The organism is Fictibacillus sp. EA-CB0309 (genome assembly GCF_055814265.1).
In genome coordinates, this window is sequence record NZ_CP169271.1 from 2,941,220 (window position 1) to 2,960,501 (window position 19,282).

Here is a 19,282-nt window from a genome sequence, read left to right on the forward strand (position 1 = left end):
TTCCTCCAAATGAAATACGGTTTTTTGACATTATAAAATGGCTCTTCTACTACTTCCAAGAGCATCTAGGGTTACGAAAACAGCCTATTTTTATTATTGAACCGTCAAAATCACTTTTTCTTCAGCATGTACTATGTATATGTTATAAATTTTATGTTTCAACTTTTGTCTCAGTTCCAGAGGGATCGTTAATGCACCTCTTTTGCTGATTTTCTGAGTAAATTCCCTCGTCATGTCTTTATCAATGATAATAACATCATCTTCACAATCAATGCCTACGATCGATTCGTTGCTAATTGCAAACTCTTCTCTCCAGCGAATCGGTATGTAAATATAACCTCTCTCGTTGTCATAATACTTATCTTCCAGCTTATACATAATTCACCTGCTCTTCAAGAATCGGGAAACTTTATTTTACTATAATGTGATGAAGGGGTGAAGCCTATTTAGTAAACTTTATGTAAAATTTACAATCCTTTTAATTCTTTGACAATAGAAAAAGCCAGTGGATGACACTCATTCACTGGCTTCCATATACGCCTCTGGTCTTATTCAAATTACATCTGGAGTAACTGTCTGCCTCTTCATTTTATGTCTAAACTAATACTATAAAGACATTACGAACGGAGATAAGTTTATGACAGACACTTTTACCAGAAAACAACTCACACTCGAACTTTTGCTACACATCACACTAACGTCATTAACCCTCGTAACACTGATCATGCTGCTGCCGACCATTCAGCCAATCTTCAAATTGATTGGCATCGGGCTTGCAATCGGTATCGTAACTCTTGACTTACTCTTTTTATGTAAACGCAACCTGCAATCCTTAAAAATCACTCGCCTGATCGCGCTCTATTTCTTTGCCGTCAGCATGTTCGTGTTTGCTATCTTTTACGTAACAAAGCTGTTAGTGCTAACAGACATGTACGGATTTGAAAACTTATTAAAGTTACATGAGTCCGCTGCCAAACTCATCTACTTAGCCATCTGTTTAGCACAGCCAATTATCCTGCCTCTACCTGAAGTCGTAACGGTTGCTGCGGCTAGTGCTGTTTTTGGACCGTTCACAGCGATTTCCTTAGGATTTCTCGGAACACTAGCTGGAATTATCGTGATGTATTTCATCGCAAGGTTTGGCGGACAGCGCATTGTTTCAAGATTTGTAAAAGAAGAACACCTCACAAAGTACCAAAGTTATGTACAGAGAAACGAAGTCCTCTTTTTAGCGATTATGTTTATCATTCCAATTTTACCGGACGAAATCATTTGTATTGGAGCAGGACTTGGCGGAGTTACATTTCGACGGTTCTTTATTATTGCGGCACTATCGAAGCTGTTCACGTCAACGATCTTTGCATACTCTGTTGAACTGGCGAAGATTTTCTCTTTAACAACGACCGAATTGATGGTGTATGCTTCAATAATTGCAGGGGTTGCATTTATCTTAACGACGTTGATTAAGAAGAATGTTAGACAGAAGGAAGAGGCTTGATTAACAAGTTGAACCATAGGGTAAAAAGCTCGTCTTTACGGTACGTGATCTTATATTTATTACACGTTCGCTCAAAGAGCCTACTGTTTCACTCCAAGTAGTCCTGGTTTCGCTCAAGATCACCCTTGTTTCGCTCAAGAACGCTGTAGTTTCGCTCACAACCATGATATTAGCACTTTAGACGTTCATTTTAGCTTCTAAAAACACATCAAAAAACATAAAGCTGGCATCAAAAGGGTACTTTACGAGCCCTTCGTGTCAGCTTCATTCGTTATTTCACCCATTTATACATCAAAACATCATCGACGTATTCACCTTCACCGAACTTAAACTCTTTCACTTTGCGGCCTTCCTCAACAAAACCTAACTTTTTATACAGCTCTATTGCTCTTGAGTTCGTCGAGAACGTTCCTAACGTAACTTTTTCTATCACTGGATGCCGCTCAGCCCAAGACAACAACTCATGAATCAACAACTTCCCTATTCCCTTATTTCTGCAGTCTTTCTGCAGCATGATGGCGAACGATCCAGTGTGATGCATCCTCTTTCTTTCTTGTGATTTAAACACAATCCAGCCAACTACTTTATCGTCCAATTCTGCGACAAGCATGGTTTCTCGGTCATGTTCAAGTATTTGTTTAATCCATTTCTGGTGCTCTTCTGTTGTCTTATTGAATTCTTCAGATACGGCAATAAAATAGTCATTCTCTTGAATAACACGACGCTGAATCTCAAGAACAGCTTCAGCGTCTTCAATGCGAGCGGTGCGAATAATCGTTTTGACATTTTGTTCTACAAACATGTTAGCTACCTCGTTTTCTGTTATAAAGTTAGGAAATCAGTGGCGGATTTTTTTATCGTCTCGAATTTAGCAACTGCTAGTGTCTTATCGTTAAAAAAGTTTTCATAAAGAGGCTTCACTGAAAAGTTGATTGGAGTGTAAGGTGCGAGACTCTTGGCTAGGACAGGTGGGCAGGTGAGACACTTAAAAGTGAAACGTTACGAATGTGGCTCACCGCCTGCCCCGCGGAAAGCGAGCAGCTGGAACGGAAATCAACCACTTCCAATAGCAACAAAGTTTGCGAAAACAGCCATTCATTAAAAAGCTTCATGTTTGCCTCTCCTCATTCATGATGGAAGTGACAATGTGCAGAGAATCCCATTCCCCACTTGAAAATTTAATGATCGGGAATTTCTTTGGAAATAGCTTCTGACGGATCGCTTCTGGTGTATCACCTTGTTTTTGTAAAGTTAACACTTCATGTTGAAGACTTAGTAAATAGTCCCGCTTTCGTTCTAGAGCTGCCCGTCCATCTTTTAATAAGCCCGCATGACTGCAAAAAACATCATCAAAATCGTATGTTAATACACGTTCTAGTGATCGAATAATAGTAGGTATGCTTTCCTCTTCTAAAACCACTTTCGTTCTCTCACTGACAAACAAATCACCAGTGAACAGTTGACCTGTTTGTTTATTCAAGAAAGCATTGTGATCTAAAGCATGTCCAGGAGTTGGTATCACTTCCCAAGTTGCATTTCTAGATTGAAACGTTGATGGCATGACTTCCGCATGAAACGGCTTTCTTTTTCCCCAAAAAACTTCCTGTACAATGGATAATCTGCTCGCTGTGAGCAATAGTCGATCGTCTTTTCATCTAAGAAAATCGGTACTTTCTTCGTTTTTTCAATATAAGCGGCACAGCCTGTATGATCTTCGTGGAAGTGAGTAATCATAACTTGTTCGAAATCCGCTCCATCAATAAAGGGTTCAAAATATTTATGTAGAGATTGTGCTCCCGTATCAATTAGTACGCCATCTACTAAATAACTATAAACATTTAACGCAACTCCTTGAAACATGATCTTTCCATTTAAATAGGTAACACCGTTCTTCTCACCCATATGGGATTTCTTTTTTACAAACATCTCTACATCCCCTTATCATCTGACTCAATAACTCGGCATTACTTTTTCAATAGTTATGATTAATGATGGCGAGTACTTGATGATCTTCCCACTTTCCGTTTATCATCACGTTTTGCCTGGCTATTCCCTCTTTATGAAAACCTGTCTTTTCCAATATTTTAATGGATCCTATGTTATGCGGCATGACTTCCGCTTCAATTCTATGAAGTTTTAATTCATTGAATCCATAGTTCACCATCAATTTAAGAGCTTCTGTCATATAGCCTTTACCGTTATACTCTCGATCTAAAGAATACCCAATCATCGCCTTTTGAGCAGGACCTCGTTCTACCTTAAAAAAAACAACTTGTCCAATGAGTTCATGCGTTTCTTGTAGAAAAATACCAAAAGAGTAGCCTAAATCTTTTTCTCTATTTTCCTCCATCTTTTTCATCCTGTTTATTTGACCTTCTTCTGTATAAAAATCAGGATCTCGATTTGGAGCAAATTGACTAAAGAACGCTTTGTTCTTCATTTCAAGTTCTAAAACGGATTTGATATCACTCGTCTTAAGTTGATTGATATAAATACGAACACCTTTAATCTTGTACGAAACCTCCAAAATGATCGATCACCGTGAAACCAACACTGCATGTTAAGTTCAATAAAAAAGCACTTCTCCTTCTTGAAGAAATGCCCTATCCAAAAGAATACGCTATTTTTTTATAAAAAGAACCCACAACTATATAACACTAAAAATATCTATTTTTAATAATTATTTATTGTAATTCAATAAATTTTTATTTATAATCAAATAAAACTGAATGTAGTGAGGTGCTTATTATGAAAAATGGTTCAACGCTCTTCTTAAAGATCTCTCTTTTTCTTGTCGGGGCCCCGTTCTAGCTTTGTGTTTATTTTTGTTACCCCAAATAGTTAAAAAAGCTACCGAAGAAGCATTAAAGGGATCAGAACTGGCATATGTAGTCTTTGGGATTTTAATTATTGTCTATGCTTCGGTCATTCCTTTTACTTCGCTCTCTATCAGGCTTATAAACTTTTGCAGTTTATTGACAAGAATAAAGCGTTCTCTGACTTATCAGTTAGATCTTTAATGAAAATAAAAAAATGTGCGCTCACAATCAGCGGCTTATATGTGGTTGCCTTACCGTTGGTTTTTATCATAGCGCAGTGGGATGATGCACCAGGTCTCGTATTAGTGGGCATGGCCTTTATTGGGGCTTCCATCGTTATTGCAGTATTCGCTGCCGTTCTCCAAAGACTACTAAAAGAAGCCATTGATTTAAAATCTGAAAATGATCTAACGGTCTGAGGTGGCGGATATGGCTATTATTATTAACATAGATGTGATGTTGGCTAAAAGAAAAATGAGTGTAACAGAACTCTCAGAAAGGGTCGGAATAACAATGGCTAACCTTTCTATATTGAAAAACGGAAAAGCAAAAGCCATTCGACTTACCACATTAGAGGCCATTTGTAAGGCTTTAGATTGTCAACCGGGAGATCTTTTGGAGTATAAACCTGACGAATAAGAAGTACTTTAGTAATAAAACAACGGCAAATCACTTACTGTAACCCGAATAATGACACTTATTCGGGTTATTTACATGTGCGTTCAATAAAAAAGCACTTCTCCTTCTTGAAGAAATGCAATGGATCACAAAATCATATTAACTCAAATCCATTTTTAGCAAAGAGCTACTCGTATGTTATGAACCTGATGAATTGCTACCAGTGCCAAAACCCGAACCAGATTTTGTTCCACTTGATGAAGGAGGTGTCGTAACAGTGGAACTCGGCTTGGGTGTCGGCTTTACTGTGGATGGCGTTGGCGCAGCGGGTTTCTTAAACGTTACTTTACCTGTTGGCTTTGTTTTTAATGGATTGGCAATAAGGAAAATCCACCAAGGAAACGAGTTTTCGTTGGCATAATAGTTAGAAGTTAAAGTGGGTTCACCATTTTCATAAAGGTCATCTAAGAAAGCAATTAACTCTTCTTCCTGGTATTCAAGGTTGTTCTCCTCCATATAAACCTCAATTCCTTCAAGATCCATGTCTGGATAGTGAGATTGTAAATGATCCAACTCAACTTCATTTTCAACCTCTACTTCTTCCTCCGTATACACATACTCGTTTATCTCATCTTCTGAAAAAGTCGGTTCCTCTTGTACCACAATTTCTTCCCTGGGACTGCAAGCACTTAACGCAAAAGCTGTAGACAAGATACCGCTTAAAAGTTTTTTGGTTTTGGTCATAACGCTTCCCCTTTAACTATTTTATATGGATAATAATGATAAGGAACAATAAAATTAGTTTTGCTTTTGACTCTTAATAAAGGTTTCTAATACTCTCGTGTATAAATCTGGTTGATCTCTATGCACTAAATGACCGGCAAACGGAATCACAGAAATTTGAATATCGGGATTCATTTGTTTATAAGTAATAGCGGCAGAAACTTCAAGGTCCTCTGTCCCGCCAACAATACATAAAATTGGAACGTTTAAATTAGATATATCTCCTGTTTCGTTGAAAGGATAGAAGTCTTCTGCATTAAATGATTTAAGTAATGCTTTCCAATCATTGTTTCCGTGCATGTTATTAAGCGCTTCAACTATTTCTGGGTTTTCAAAAAGTGTATGATGATGCTCAGCTTCAATCTTCGAAAGTTCATCCCAGTTTTCTGGCTTCGTTGGAAAAATCCCTGAAAAAGTTAAAGACTTAACTCTATATGGATATTCCTTAGCAAACATCAATCCTGCAATTCCACCTATAGATACTCCTGCGATATGACACTCTTTTATGTCTAAAGAATCCAAAGTATCCTTAATATCTTGTGGACAATGCATAAAATAGTTTTTAATATCTCCCTCTGATTTTCCATGACCTCTTAAATCAGGTCTAATCACTTTAAAGTGATTTGACGAAAAGTAACTCGTCTGCTCTTCATACTCTGCTAACCCCGTCATGCCACCAGAATGAATGAAAACAATGGGTACTCCATCTCCTGCTATGTAAGTGTTTAAGATCATTTTTTATTTCCTCTATTATTGTATTTTATTTCCTTGTTTAAATTTACCATAAATATTTGTTCCAACACACATTAATTGAGGAGCTTATTTAAATAAAAAAACAGCATAAGAAAAACCAGCACCCTTTTAAAGTGTGCTGATTTATGATTTATTGACTTCACATGTTTTATAAAGCCATGTCTATCAATTTCTTCGTATAATCATGACGCTTTCTAGAGAATATTTCCTCGGTCCGAAATAAATCTAACAACTCTCCATCTTTTAATACAACAATCTGTTCACACATAAATTGCACGGCCGCTAAATCATGTGATATGAAAAGAAAGGACATACCGAACTCTTGTTTGAGTTGCTTTAACAAGTTTAAAATTTGAGCCTGTACAGACACATCTAGACTTGATGTTGGTTCATCACATATTAGGAGAGCAGGCTGAAGACTGATCGCTCTTGCTATAGCTATTCTTTGTTTCTGTCCCCCGCTTAACTGGTGCGGATACTTGTCTATCAATGATGATGACAACCCGACTTGATTAAACAATACACCTGCCATTTGTTTTTTATCATGCCTTACTTCTTTTAAGAATGTGGGTACCACATCAGGGTAGTTCTCTAATGGTTCGATTACTGATTTCCAGACGGGGAGTTTAGGGTTTAGAGAACTAGAAGGGTCTTGAAACACAATTTGGACGTGTCGCCTGAAGTTTTTTAATGATTTGCCTTTCAGATCTTGAAGACGGACTCCCTGGAAAATGACTTCTCCTTTATCAATGGAAGTAAGGCCCAAAACAGTCTTTGCCAATGTACTTTTCCCACTGCCGCTTTCTCCGATAACCCCTAGGCTCTCTCCTTGGTTAACTCTTAATGTAACATCGGTTAAAACAGGCTTGGATGCATAGGTTTTGGTAATTGAATTAACAGCTAACATCTTTCTTCATTCCTCCAGACACTCTATGACATGCAGCTAAGTGGTTTTCCCTTATCGTTTTCATCTGAGGCTGATTGCTGCATTCCACAATGGCATAAGGACATCTTAATAAAAATGGACATCCACTTTGAGAAATGAGTCCAGGTTCACCATTTATGGTAGGAAGCTCAGTTGGGACGGTTTTACTGAGCTTAAGGCTGGACTGAAATAATAAATGCGTGTAGGGATGAACAGGATTGTTGCGGATAGTTCTTGTCTTTCCTATTTCAGCTATTTGTCCACCATACATGACAGCTAGTTTATCGACTTTGTTCACAATATTCTTTAGATCATGAGAGATTAGTAGAACAGCACAATTCATTTCTTGCTGCACTTCTTTTAATAGATTTAAAATTATCTCTCCATTTACTACATCCAATGCAGTCGTAGGCTCATCAGCAATAATCAGTTTGGGACGAAACATGATGGCCGCAGCAAGGGATGCTCTTTGTAACTGCCCGCCACTTAATTGATACGGATAACTGTTGAAGACTCTTGCTGCAGGCAGGTTTACTTTATTTAACCAGTAGAGCGCCATCTCCTTTGCTTCCGCTTTCTTTTTTGTAGTATGCGTTCTAATGATCTCTACCAATTGTTTGCCTATTTTTATAAAAGGGGTAAAATAACTCTGATAGTTTTGAGGCAAGTAGGCAATCTCCTTACCTCGTATCTGTCTGCACTCTTTTTCTGTAAGAGACGTGATCGTATAGCCATCAAGCTGAATCGTTCCACTCATAATCTCTAAAGATGGTGGCAACAAGCCCAAAATAGCTGTCGCTGTTAAACTCTTACCACTTCCACTTTCTCCTACCATTCCGAGCATCTGACCATTTTCAACACATAGATTCATATTCTTGATTAGCGTTCTCTTCTTATCGCGCAGGGAAATCGTTAAATCCTTTATTTCAAGTACAGGTGTCATTGTTTGATGACCTCCACTTTATAATCGTTTAACATCAAATTTGTCTCTTAGTCCTTCACCAATTAAGTTAAAAGAAAAGACGACAAAAAAGATGGCTAGTCCTGGATAGATCATGAGTTCCGGTGCTGTTTGAAAATAAGGTCTACCATCATTTAACATCGCACCCCATTCTGCAGCAGGTGGCTGCGCGCCAAGCCCTAGATATGATAATGAGGATATGATTAAAATGACTTTTCCGATATCCAATGTCGCAAGCACAAGTACCGGTGAGATAATTTGAGGAAGCAAGTGTCGTCTTATAATTTTCCAATCTGAACTTCCACCAACTTTTGCTGCCAATACGTATTCTTTTGAACGTTCTGATATGGCAATTCCTCTCACCACTCTTGTGTATCCGATCCACTTTACAAAAACAATAGACATCATCAGGTTTGTAAGACTTGGACCTAAAAATCCTGCGATCGCAATGGCAAGAATGAACTCTGGTAATGCGAGCAGTCCATCAGCAAGACGCATGAACGCGGAGTCGATTCTGCCTCCTCTATACCCTGTGACAAGACCAATGGGAATTCCAATCATAATAACTGTTATAACGACGAGGCCTGTAATCCCAAGAGTCGATTGAGAACCGACAATAAGGCGTGAAAGTATACATCTTCCCATATGGTCAGTGCCTAAAGGATAGGTTAGACTTGGTGAAGATAGACGAACAGACATATTTGCTGTAAATGGATCGTTTGGAACAATAAATGGTCCGATCAAGGTTATGAAAAGAATTGAGATTAAAAAGGAAAGACCACTTACGATCATCACGTTTTCTTTTTCAGCTGTCTTTTTAAAAAAATAGTAGACATTTGAGGAATTACTTTCATAATAGGTCCTCTTTTCTTTGAATCCTTGGATCGATTACATAATAGGACAAATCAACCAACAAGTTTACAAGGACTACAAAAAGGCCAGTTAATAAAACGTATCCTTGAATGACAGGGTAATCCCGGCTAAAGATGGCATCTACTGCTAAACTTCCAAGTCCCGGCCAAGAGAATAAGATCTCAACAACAACCGCGCCTCCTAAAAAACTCCCCATGCTCAAACCAAATACGGTTATAACGGGAAGAATGGCTGCACGAAACGCATGAAACCAAAGAATGCGATGTTCTTTTAGTCCTCTCGCTCTTGCAGCCAAGATAAAATCTTCCAACATACTCTGCAAAAGTCCAGCACGAAGAAGTCTTGCGTAAACAACGGCAAACGTGAAGCCTAGTGTAAATGCCGGCAGGATAATCTGCGAAAAACTTCCTATGCCTGAGGAAGGTACCAAATGAAGTTTGAAGGCAAACACATAAATGAGAATTAACCCTAACCAAAAACTAGGTAGCGAAGCACCGATTAATGCAAGGATCCTGCTCATCTGATCAGGCCATTTTCCAACATATGTAGCAGATAGAACGCCCATTGGCACAGCGATCGATACCATGATTAGGAGAGCAAATAATGTAAGTTCTATCGTAATTGGCAACCGTTCCATTAGCTCATCCCAAACAGGCTTTCCAGTCATATAGGACTTTCCTAGATCCAACTGAGCCAGATTCAACATCCATTTTCCATATTGCATATAAAGAGGCTGATCAAAGCCAAGCTCTTTACGAAGCTTAGCTTGATCATCTTCTGTGACTACCATCTCATCTGCATTTAATATCGTTAAGACCGGATCACCCGGTGCTATTTTCATTAAAGTAAAGGTAAAAACGGATAGCAAAAACAAAACGATGGTCAATTGAATCAACCGTCTTTTTATGATTGACAGCAATTACTTCACATCCAACGTATGCGTTAAAATATAGTATTCCTCAGCAGTCGGCTTCCAGTTCAGAACCCGTTTATTCATGCCCACGATAATGTTTGGATACACGGCATAACTGTGGGCCACTTCCTTATTAATAATTCTAGCAGCCTGCTTGGTTAACTCCGTCCGTTTTTCCAGATCACTTGTTGCATTTAATTCTTTGATCACTTCATTCAGTTCTGGAATATTGATTTTCCCGACATTTAACGCCCCGTGCTCTGTTAACGCTGTATTAAAAAAGTAGCTTCCATCGCCTCTAGGTGACGTATTATTGCTATATGTTCCGAGATCCCAATCTTTATTTTCAGTTAAATGAGTATCTGCGTTTTCAACATTTTTTATAGTAATGGTTACCCCGGCTTTAGCTGCATCAGATTGTAGCAGTTGAGCGATCAACGGAAGCTCTGGACGTGCTTTATACGTGATCAGTTCAAGCGTTAAGGGTTTACCGTCCTTTTCCATCTTGCCATCAGCATTTTCTGTATAACCAGCCTCGTTTAATAGATTCTTTGCTTTCTCAACATTCAATTTCTTTACTTCATCATCAATACCAAATGGCAGATTACTATTAAACGGTCCATTGGCTGGAACTCCGTGTCCTAGCATAATTTCTTTTGCCACGCTTTTCCGGTCCAGCAGGAGGTCTAATGCCTCTCTCACCTTCACATCAGATACTTTCTGGCTTTGGCTGTTATAAAGAATAAAATGTGCTCGAAGACCAGGAACGGATTCAACCGATAGTTCTTTATCTTTTTCGATGGCTTTCAAGCTTTCAGCAGGCAGGTTGTAAACGACATCTGCTTCTTTAGACTGTAATGCAAGAGCTCTTACATTCGCATCTTCATTAAATTTAATGGTAGCTGAATCCACTTTAGGCTTCCCTGCCCAATAATCTTCATTTTTTCAACTTCAACTTGTTGATTTGCTTTAAAATTCTTTACTTTAAAAGGACCCGTCCCAATCGGATTATTTCTGAATGCTTCTTTTCCAGTCTTCTTTTCTGCTTCTGTCTCCACAATGGATGTATATGGATTTACAAGTTCAGAAGGCAGTGCTGGGTATGGTTCAGTCGTTTGAATCTTTAAAGTTTGTCCATCTGCTTGTAGTGATTTAATTTTTAAAGACTCACCAAGAGATTCATTTACTTCCACACTTCTCTCTAGAGATTGTTTGACTGACTCAGCATCGAGTTTTTTACCATTCTGAAAAGTAACGTCATCACGAATGGTAAACGTCCATTCCGTGTTATCAGTCGTCTCCCATTTCTCAGCTAGCCATCCTTCAATGTTTGATTCATTGTCTAATTTTAATAACGTTTCTGTAATACCAGCCCGAATTGGAATAAAGCCTGTATGGGGATCTAAGTTTGCTGCTTTAAAGCTAAAGATCATCGTTACGTTCTTTTCCTTATCTTTCTCATTACCCGTACTCTTTTGAGTCGTTGAACAGCCTGCCGCCATGATAAGAATGAAACATAAAAGACACGCTATAATTTTTTTATAATGATTCATCTTGATACCATCCTTTATATAATTTAAACCGTACTCATTACGATTTGTAGATTAAAAAAATTAAGCTCTTTTCACTTTGAGCTTCTTTATTTTCGATTCCAATTCTTTTCTTCTTGATAAGAAGATGCAGGAAGCAATGATGAGAATACCACCCATAACGGTGTTGGTATCGGGTATTTCCATCCAGAATAAGAACCCCCAGAAAGCGTTAAAAACGATACCAATGTAACGTGTGATTTCTACAACCACCACATTTTCATGTGTAAAAGCACTTGTTAAAAAAATCTGTCCGATGAGAGAAACGACTCCGATACAGAGTAGATAAAACAGTTCGATAGGTGACGGAATAACAAAATCATTCCACATTAAGGGAATACTCACCACTGTTGCTGTTGCCAAGAAATAGAACACAATCTCATATGCATGATGTTTCTGGCTCAAATAACGAATCGATGTTGCAGCACACGCCGCAAAAAAGCAGCAACAACACCAATAAAAGCATACATCGAATAAGAAGAAAACGCTTGTGGATCAATGAGCATGTAAGCACCTAGCAGTACGGCAGGCAATACATAGATAAGCGTTATTGGTACTTTTTCCTTCAAAAAGATGCCCGCTAGAAGAACAGCAAAAAATGGTGATAGATGAGCAAGGATACTAGCATCCGCTAATGGAATTTTTGCAATCGTATAGAAATAAGCAAGCAGATAAAGCGCCCCAAATATCCCTCTAACCGCAAGCATCGGAATACCTTTGTTGGAAAAAGCGACCTTCTTACGTTTCATGATGATAAAAATAATGATTGTCCCTATTAAACTTCTAAAAAACACCGTTTCTGAATACGGAATATTTAAACTTACAGCTTTTACGAGTGCGTTCATAATGCTAAAGATGAACGAAGACAGCACAGCAAGCCATACACCATTCATCATCATACAAGACCTCTTGCTTTCAGAATGGCATCAACATCACGTATTGATGATTCTTTCCAAGGTTTAAGCAATGGTTGTTTGATCCCAAGTTTGCATTCTATCATTTCACACTGTGATTCAAACTGAGCAATAATAGATTCCGTCCTAGGCATATCTACACCAAACGCTTGGCTTAACCCGTTGATCACATGTAATTTTTGATAATCTTCAAAAGGAATCCTTGGAACATGCCATCTATTCTCTCCAACTTTTTCTGCTTTCTTAAACGGTACAGCTGAAAATTCAAAATATCTGCCGTCATGATCTGGTATTGAAAAAGGGTCGATAAGAAGTGTTGAATAGCGAACATACAACAAGTACTCTTGTTTGATCGTCTCATGAGTCTCAAAATTTTCGATATCGTCTCGTGATAGACTTTCCTCTGGCACTGGATAGTTATCATCATTTAAGAACTGTAATAAGTTAAAAGGCTCTGCTTCGAGATGTTCAATCAATTTTGATATCTCTTTCCAAAGAGCTAACAGGTTTCTATTCGTCTCCTGTGTAATTGGACCTTCCGGATATAGTTTATACATGAACTTTTTCCCGGAGTTAGACAACCCGAATATCTCATCCAATGTATAAGCGTTCATAAAGAGAGCAGTATGAACATATGTCGTTATATTTCTGCATTCTGCATCAACAGCGTTATCCACCATCACTGCTTCAATACCCAACTCATTCAAAGAACGTCCCAGAACTTCCAGTATTGAGCTTTTTACTTTTGATGAAGCCATATAAATTCGTTTTTTAAATGATTTCGTATGGGCGCTTGTTACGGAATCCAAACTACGATGTTTCGTTGCAGCATAATAGGTAGACATGCTGATGACTTCAACCCTATTGCTATCAATAAAATGTTTCACTAAATCATTTGAACCGATATTAGGAGAAATAAGTATAATTGTCTTTAACCGTTTCCAACGACCTACATGAAGTGTTTCCATCACATCACAGTAACTATGACAAGGTGTTGCAAGGATAAGGATCTCCCACTCGTCCTTTAGAGAATTGTAGTTATCATAGAAACTGCTGATTTTCGCTGTGTATTCTGTTTCTTCTCCTTGAACAGTCAGTGAAACGTGTAGGTCATTTTGTTCAAATTCCTTCTTTAGTCGATCTGCATAATTGCCTGGTCTGTTATACAAACCTATTTTTTGGCTATACTCTCTCGAAAGATGAACGGCCAATTGAATAGCGGCAGGACCAACACCTGCAATTAGCGTGTTGCCTAGATCTTTTGTTATAACTTCTTGAATATGCACGACTTCCTCACTTTCTTTCGTTTCTGTTTATGTAGTAACTTTTTCTAAAACCATGGTGTCATAAATACCATCTGCCTTCATGACCTTCTTTAATATCCACTCCTGGGATAGATCTGTTTCTAAAGGATAATTAAAGATTGACTTCAACCCGTTGCCGTAACGAACAATGACTCTTGTATTCGGCTGCAATGCACTCTTTAGTTCAGAAAGTACCTCTTGTTTATTTTTCACTAGAGATGCGATTACGACATGTGTAGCCTCTTTAGCAAAAGGCACTTTCTTTAATTGTTGATTGGAAAATGTAACATGATTAGAAAGGCCTGTGATTCCTGCCACTTTCTCACCCATTATTACGGCTTCTTGATCAATGTCCACACAAAAGACTTCAGCATTTTTTTCGCTTGCAATCGTCAGTGCTGAAACAGGAAATGCGCCAGAACCAATAAAGAGAACCTTTGAATCACAAGTTATTAGAAGCTCTTCCATTTCTTGTTTTACAGATTCCGAGAGTGTATGTATGTATTCACTGGCATTGAGTTGATGATTGCATGATCGCACACTTTGGTACTTTTCTAAATTACATAAAGCACGAACAGCAGCCTCTCGAACTTTTTCTGAAAAAGAAGAAACAACTTCATCCTCTCCCCAATCTCTCCACATGCTGATGTTATTTTCATCCGTTATAAAGTGATGAAGACTATCAAGCTTTGCTTTTAGCAGGTCAAAACATTCTTCACATTCTTCAGCAAACTGGGACAATTCATTGATCTCATACTCAATCACTTTGAGAGACAATAACAATTGAAATCTTTCCTTCACATCGAACCACCTTTCTATATTTTAAATCGTAATAATTACGATTTGTATCGTATCATCAAAACTCTGAGAACGTCAATGAGATTTTTTTATGTAATTAACACAAAAAAAACAGAGACCTATTTTCTGGTGCTCTGTTTATTACTATTTTCTCAATACGAATCGCTTATTTGTAATACATTTTCTCAGTTAAGTAGTTTACGGGTATGACCGACATAAGTCTAAAGACCTGTATGATGAGCAAAAATATACTATAGAATCATTTTCATTTCGCTATTCCTTATTCATTAAGGGTTGGAGTTTGGTTAACCTATTTTTAAATTGACAACGCTTACATTTTTTGGATAATTAGATGTAATAGAGCGCGCACTATATGGTATTAAAATTTGAGGGCAATGTTCTTTTCCAGACAACCCCGTTATTCACTGCGAATAACGGGGTTTTTTATATTTAAAAGGAGTGAATGATACGTATGAAAAAGAGCTTATTCGTTTCGGCTGCACTAAGTTTGTCTTTAACGTTCTCCAACCTTCCTTTCCAGGACAACCACCAAATTGTTGAAGCTGCTAGTTTTAATAAGATTAACTATGGTCAAGATGTCATCTATCAAATCATGACTGATCGTTTCTCTGATGGAAATTCATCGAACAATCCAACCGGCAATCTGTTTAGCAGTGATTGTTCAAACCTGCGTAAATATTGCGGCGGTGACTGGCAAGGAATCATCAACAAAATCAATGATGGTTATTTAACAAATATGGGTGTGACAGCGCTTTGGATCTCACAGCCAGTTGAGAATGTGTACACCGTTTTAAATGACGCGGCTGGTACGACTGCTTATCACGGGTATTGGGGCAGAGATTTTAAGAAAACAAATCCATATTTCGGAAGCATGACAGACTTTCAGAACCTGATTAATACAGCGCACGCTAAAGGCATAAAAGTGATTATCGACTTTGCGCCAAACCATACATCACCAGCTTCTGAAGATACACCGAGTTATATGGAGAACGGCAAACTTTATGATAATGGAACACTTGTCGGTGGCTATACGAATGACACGAAAGGACTGTTTCATCACAATAAAGGGACGAACTTTTCCTCTATAGAAGATGGCATTTATCGAAATCTCTATGACTTAGCTGATTTTAACCACCAAAACCCAACTGTTGATACGTATTTCAAGAGTGCGATCAAACAATGGCTAAACATGGGAATCGACGGAATTCGTGTTGATGCTGTAAAACATATGCCGTTCGGCTGGCAAAAAACGTTTATGGAAACCATTAACTCTCATCAACCTGTCTTTACGTTTGGCGAATGGTTTTTAGGTGAAAATGAAGTCGATCAGAGCTATTACGATTTTGCTAATAAATACGGGATGTCACTCCTTGATTTCCGTTACGGCCAAGAATTGCGTCAAGTACTTCGCAACAATTCCGACAGTTGGTATGGTTTTGACAGTATGATTTCAGAGACCGAAACGAAGTACGAACAGCCGATTGATCAAGTAACATTCCTTGATAATCATGACATGGACCGTTTCCATACGAATGGAGCGGATACGAAAAAGACGGATCTTGCCCTCACGGTTATGCTCACTTCACGCGGTGTTCCAAACATCTACTATGGTACGGAGCAGTACTTAACCGGGAATGGGGATCCAAACAACCGAGGCAAGATGACATCATTTAGCCAAACGACAAGAGCTTATCAAATCATTAAAAAACTCTCAACTCTTCGAAAAACCAACCAGGCACTTGGATTTGGAAAAACGAAACAGCGTTGGATCAACAATGATGTTTATGTGTATGAAAGACAGTTCGGCAACGATATCGTTTTGGTCGCTGTAAACAAAAGTACGACCACAACATATAACGTTTCAGGTGCTGCTACATCTCTACCGGCTGGAACCTATTCTGACCAGTTAACAAATCTCTTATCAGGTGGTTCTGTTACGGTTTCTGGTGGTACGATTTCTGCGTTTGACCTTTCACCAGGAGAAGCAGCCGTTTATGCGTATAACGGAAGCAGTTCAACTCCGGTTATCGGTCAAGTGGGTCCAGCCCAAGCGAAACCAGGTAATACGCTAACGATTAGCGGAGATGCGTTTGGATCAACAACAGGAACGGTTAAAATGGGTTCAACAAACGCAACGATACAATCTTGGAGCAACGATGAAATAAAAGTAACGGTTCCTGCTGCAGCTGCAGGAAGCTATCAAGTAACAGTTACCAATTCTACTGGTACGGTTAGTGCAGGATACGGACCGATTGATCTTTTATCAGGATCTCAAAGTTCAGTACGCTTCTTAATTAACAACGCTTATACCAACCCAGGTCAAAGTGTTTATGTAGTAGGAAACACGGAAGAACTAGGAAATTGGAATACTGCAAAAGCTATTGGACCTTTCTATAACCAAATCATCGCAGCATACCCAACATGGTACTACGACATAAGTGTTCCTTCTGGCAGAGCTCTTGAGTTTAAATTTATCAAAAAAGATGCTGCAGGAATTGTAGTTTGGGAAAGTGGAACCAACCATACCTTCACCACTCCTTCATCAGGTCCTGGAACTACCATTAGTAATTGGCAAAACTAGCAAACAAGCAGCCGCCCCATTGGGTGGCTGCTTATTTATTTCCTTTATGATCAAACAGCATGATTTAAGCATGTTTTTCGCAAACATAAGCTTCAGGATAAAAGAACATGGGAACAATGAGTATAGCAATCTTAATTGGAAGACCCATTGACCTTTTTCTCTTTATCTTTTAAAATCCATTCAGCAGCGTGATTTGCAATTGTACATAACAAGGCAGCAAAAGGACGCTTTTCGGTTGCTATCGTATAGGCTATATAAAATGGAGTTGATCGCATGTTTAACTTGGAGTTATTTCAGCAGTTACCTGTAAAAATTTTAACGGTGGCATTGTTGATTGTAATAACCGCTTATTTTATTCGTAAATCCATTCAACTTTTCTTTGAGAAAACAAGTTTCTTGGATGAAAATCGGGAAGAAACACTGATGCATTTTTCCAACCAAGTCCTAAAAGGTCTGGGACTGGTGTTCTTCTTAATTTATGTCCTTAGCCACTTTTTCGATCTTACAAGGCTTGTTACGGGCTCGGTTGTTGTGGCCGGTGCCTTGGCAATAATCTTTCAACATATCATCCGAGATTATATTATGGGACTTGCCTACCTCTTTGAACGCCAAATCCATCTTGGAGATTATGTAATTATCAATGGCAATAGACAAGGAAAGATTGAGGAAATTAGTATGCGTCACCTGAAAATTCGCCAGTATGACGGGTATGTCTATACGGTCTCCTATAGCAATATTACAGAACTTCAGAACGGGAACCGTGGTATGCGCCGCGTGAACGAAAGCCTCATCCTCAACTATAGACAAAACCCCGACGAAGCTTTTAAGGTGATGGAGGAAGTAGCAAGAGCATGCAATGAGAAGTACGATGAATACCTATTAAAAGATTTCCACGGTGCTCCCGTTGAAGGTTTTAAATTCAATCAAATTACCGAATTGAATGTGGATTACAGAGGACACCGATATTCCCTTTCAGGTCTAGTAAAGGAAGCACATTTTGTAGACGCAAGCAAAAAAGTAAGATATGAACTGGCGATGGCAGCGTATATGAACAACTTGATGATGGCAGAGAGCGGAGAATTGGAGCACAAGAAGAGTTTTGATCCTGAAGGGTGAACCAAGTAAAAAAGCAGTGCAGTTCTCATATGAATTGCATTGCTTTTTTATGGATTTTATTTATGTCTATCCTTTGACTTGCAAAAAAGAGTACGCTCATGAAGTAGCGTACTCCTAATCTAAATATCTATGATTACTTTTGTCTTTGCTTTTTAAGCAATTCTTCCAGGCGATCCCATGTCTCTGTAATTCCTTGAATCGCGCCCATATCCATTACCGTTTTAAGGTCTTCAGCAGAAGCATATTCACAACGATTTACTAGTTTTGTCTTACCATCCATTTCTACAAATTCAGCCGTTACACTTGTAGCGGGCATGATGTCATTCGTGTTGCCATCTTCATCTGAGAAATAATCGACATAGACCATTTTTTCTGGTTCAACAATTTCCTTGAAAAAGGCTTTCCCCCAAGATTCCATTCCATAAAATTCACCTTGGTTTTGATCAACACACTTCATACAATAATGATAAGCACCACCTGGCTTAAATTCCATGTTGCAAACTGGCAGCTCCCAGCCTCTCGGGCCCCACCATTGTTTGAGATATTCTGGTTCTTTGAACATCTTAAAAACCTGGTCACGCGGTGCGTCAAATACTCTTTCAAGAACGAGAACTCGATCATTTTCAACCTTGGACATCATAGCGTTATTGGACATTTTGTTTCCTCCTAAAACATATATTTAGAACGAAAAACAACTCACTAACCATATTCACTGTCTCTGCGTTAATTCCTTCACACTATTTAGGAAACATTTGTTGAGCATGTAAATTTAAAAATTAGTAAAGCCGAGCAAAACCACAAAGGCTTATACTCGGT

Annotated in this window: 19 protein-coding genes and 3 pseudogenes; 6 read left to right on the forward strand and 16 right to left on the reverse strand. The window is 38.5% G+C overall.

The window, feature by feature from the left end; translation table 11 throughout:
- Positions 1–93 precede the first annotated feature (93 nt).
- Entirely contained in the window at positions 94–378 is a 285-nt protein-coding gene (locus ACEWFH_RS16425; protein WP_473724854.1) for a hypothetical protein, read from the reverse strand.
- Positions 379–637: 259 nt separating this feature from the next.
- Here ACEWFH_RS16425 and ACEWFH_RS16430 point away from each other — a divergent pair, with 259 nt between their 5' ends.
- Positions 638–1,498, forward strand: coding sequence for a TVP38/TMEM64 family protein (locus tag ACEWFH_RS16430; RefSeq protein ID WP_473724855.1), 861 nt, complete (start codon positions 638–640; stop codon positions 1,496–1,498).
- 271 nt (positions 1,499–1,769) lie between these two features.
- On the opposite strand, the gene ACEWFH_RS16435 is transcribed toward ACEWFH_RS16430, so the two are convergent.
- A complete protein-coding gene (locus tag ACEWFH_RS16435) occupies positions 1,770–2,300 on the reverse strand; it encodes a GNAT family N-acetyltransferase (protein ID WP_473724856.1) in 531 nt (176 codons plus the stop codon).
- A gap of 153 nt (positions 2,301–2,453) precedes the next feature.
- Between ACEWFH_RS16435 and ACEWFH_RS16440 the strand changes: the two genes are divergently transcribed.
- Positions 2,454–2,600 (forward strand): hypothetical protein, encoded by a 147-nt coding sequence (locus tag ACEWFH_RS16440; RefSeq protein WP_473724857.1) that lies wholly within the window; start codon positions 2,454–2,456, stop codon positions 2,598–2,600.
- Positions 2,601–2,606: 6 nt separating this feature from the next.
- Here ACEWFH_RS16440 and ACEWFH_RS16445 read toward each other — a convergent pair.
- Together ACEWFH_RS16445 and ACEWFH_RS16450 are read right to left on the reverse strand one after the other, a co-directional pair.
- Positions 2,607–3,424, reverse strand: a pseudogene (locus tag ACEWFH_RS16445) (MBL fold metallo-hydrolase).
- A 46-nt stretch (positions 3,425–3,470) separates the two neighbouring features.
- Positions 3,471–4,025 (reverse strand): GNAT family N-acetyltransferase, encoded by a 555-nt coding sequence (locus tag ACEWFH_RS16450; RefSeq protein ID WP_473724858.1) that lies wholly within the window; start codon positions 4,023–4,025, stop codon positions 3,471–3,473.
- A 221-nt stretch (positions 4,026–4,246) separates the two neighbouring features.
- On the opposite strand from ACEWFH_RS16450, the pseudogene ACEWFH_RS16455 reads away from it, so the two are divergent.
- Together ACEWFH_RS16455 and ACEWFH_RS16460 are read left to right on the forward strand one after the other, a co-directional pair.
- A pseudogene (locus tag ACEWFH_RS16455) lies at positions 4,247–4,736 on the forward strand (DUF2975 domain-containing protein).
- A gap of 10 nt (positions 4,737–4,746) precedes the next feature.
- The gene (locus ACEWFH_RS16460; protein WP_473724859.1) at positions 4,747–4,956 is read left to right on the forward strand and encodes a helix-turn-helix domain-containing protein; all 210 of its coding nucleotides are present in this window, start codon (positions 4,747–4,749) and stop codon (positions 4,954–4,956) included.
- 177 nt (positions 4,957–5,133) lie between these two features.
- Here ACEWFH_RS16460 and ACEWFH_RS16465 read toward each other — a convergent pair whose 3' ends face one another.
- From ACEWFH_RS16465 to ACEWFH_RS16515, 11 genes and pseudogenes are all read right to left on the reverse strand, one after another.
- Entirely contained in the window at positions 5,134–5,679 is a 546-nt protein-coding gene (locus ACEWFH_RS16465; RefSeq protein WP_473724860.1) for a hypothetical protein, read from the reverse strand.
- A gap of 54 nt (positions 5,680–5,733) precedes the next feature.
- Positions 5,734–6,453: an alpha/beta fold hydrolase gene (locus ACEWFH_RS16470; RefSeq protein ID WP_473724861.1), complete on the reverse strand. Its 720-nt coding sequence runs from the start codon at positions 6,451–6,453 to the stop codon at positions 5,734–5,736.
- 166 nt (positions 6,454–6,619) lie between these two features.
- Positions 6,620–7,378 (reverse strand): ABC transporter ATP-binding protein, encoded by a 759-nt coding sequence (locus ACEWFH_RS16475; RefSeq protein ID WP_473724862.1) that lies wholly within the window; start codon positions 7,376–7,378, stop codon positions 6,620–6,622.
- Positions 7,365–8,339: an ABC transporter ATP-binding protein gene (locus tag ACEWFH_RS16480; protein WP_473724863.1), complete on the reverse strand. Its 975-nt coding sequence runs from the start codon at positions 8,337–8,339 to the stop codon at positions 7,365–7,367. Before ACEWFH_RS16480 ends, ACEWFH_RS16475 begins: the two co-directional genes overlap by 14 nt.
- An 18-nt stretch (positions 8,340–8,357) precedes the next feature.
- Positions 8,358–9,149, reverse strand: coding sequence for a nickel transporter permease (gene nikC / locus ACEWFH_RS16485; RefSeq protein ID WP_473727326.1), 792 nt, complete (start codon positions 9,147–9,149; stop codon positions 8,358–8,360).
- A gap of 58 nt (positions 9,150–9,207) precedes the next feature.
- The gene (gene nikB / locus ACEWFH_RS16490; RefSeq protein WP_473727327.1) at positions 9,208–10,146 is read right to left on the reverse strand and encodes a nickel ABC transporter permease; all 939 of its coding nucleotides are present in this window, start codon (positions 10,144–10,146) and stop codon (positions 9,208–9,210) included.
- Between the two features lie 3 nt (positions 10,147–10,149).
- Positions 10,150–11,696 (reverse strand): annotated as a pseudogene (gene nikA, locus ACEWFH_RS16495) (nickel ABC transporter substrate-binding protein).
- Between the two features lie 60 nt (positions 11,697–11,756).
- Positions 11,757–12,137: an EamA family transporter gene (locus tag ACEWFH_RS16500; RefSeq protein WP_473724864.1), complete on the reverse strand. Its 381-nt coding sequence runs from the start codon at positions 12,135–12,137 to the stop codon at positions 11,757–11,759.
- The gene (locus ACEWFH_RS16505; RefSeq protein WP_473724865.1) at positions 12,134–12,631 is read right to left on the reverse strand and encodes an EamA family transporter; all 498 of its coding nucleotides are present in this window, start codon (positions 12,629–12,631) and stop codon (positions 12,134–12,136) included. Before ACEWFH_RS16505 ends, ACEWFH_RS16500 begins: the two co-directional genes overlap by 4 nt.
- Entirely contained in the window at positions 12,628–13,932 is a 1,305-nt protein-coding gene (locus tag ACEWFH_RS16510) for an opine metallophore biosynthesis dehydrogenase (RefSeq protein WP_473724866.1), read from the reverse strand. Before ACEWFH_RS16510 ends, ACEWFH_RS16505 begins: the two co-directional genes overlap by 4 nt.
- A 27-nt stretch (positions 13,933–13,959) precedes the next feature.
- Positions 13,960–14,751 carry a nicotianamine synthase family protein gene (locus tag ACEWFH_RS16515; protein ID WP_473724867.1) on the reverse strand — a complete coding sequence of 264 codons (792 nt, stop codon included), beginning with the start codon at positions 14,749–14,751 and terminating at the stop codon, positions 13,960–13,962.
- A 469-nt stretch (positions 14,752–15,220) separates the two neighbouring features.
- On the opposite strand from ACEWFH_RS16515, the gene ACEWFH_RS16520 reads away from it, so the two are divergent.
- The gene (locus ACEWFH_RS16520; protein WP_473724868.1) at positions 15,221–17,350 is read left to right on the forward strand and encodes an alpha-amylase family glycosyl hydrolase; all 2,130 of its coding nucleotides are present in this window, start codon (positions 15,221–15,223) and stop codon (positions 17,348–17,350) included.
- A gap of 273 nt (positions 17,351–17,623) precedes the next feature.
- The gene (locus tag ACEWFH_RS16525; protein ID WP_473724869.1) at positions 17,624–18,466 is read left to right on the forward strand and encodes a mechanosensitive ion channel family protein; all 843 of its coding nucleotides are present in this window, start codon (positions 17,624–17,626) and stop codon (positions 18,464–18,466) included.
- Positions 18,467–18,599: 133 nt separating this feature from the next.
- Here the strand turns inward: ACEWFH_RS16525 and ACEWFH_RS16530 are convergent, their stop codons facing one another.
- Entirely contained in the window at positions 18,600–19,121 is a 522-nt protein-coding gene (locus ACEWFH_RS16530) for an SRPBCC domain-containing protein (protein ID WP_473724870.1), read from the reverse strand.
- Positions 19,122–19,282 lie beyond the last annotated feature (161 nt).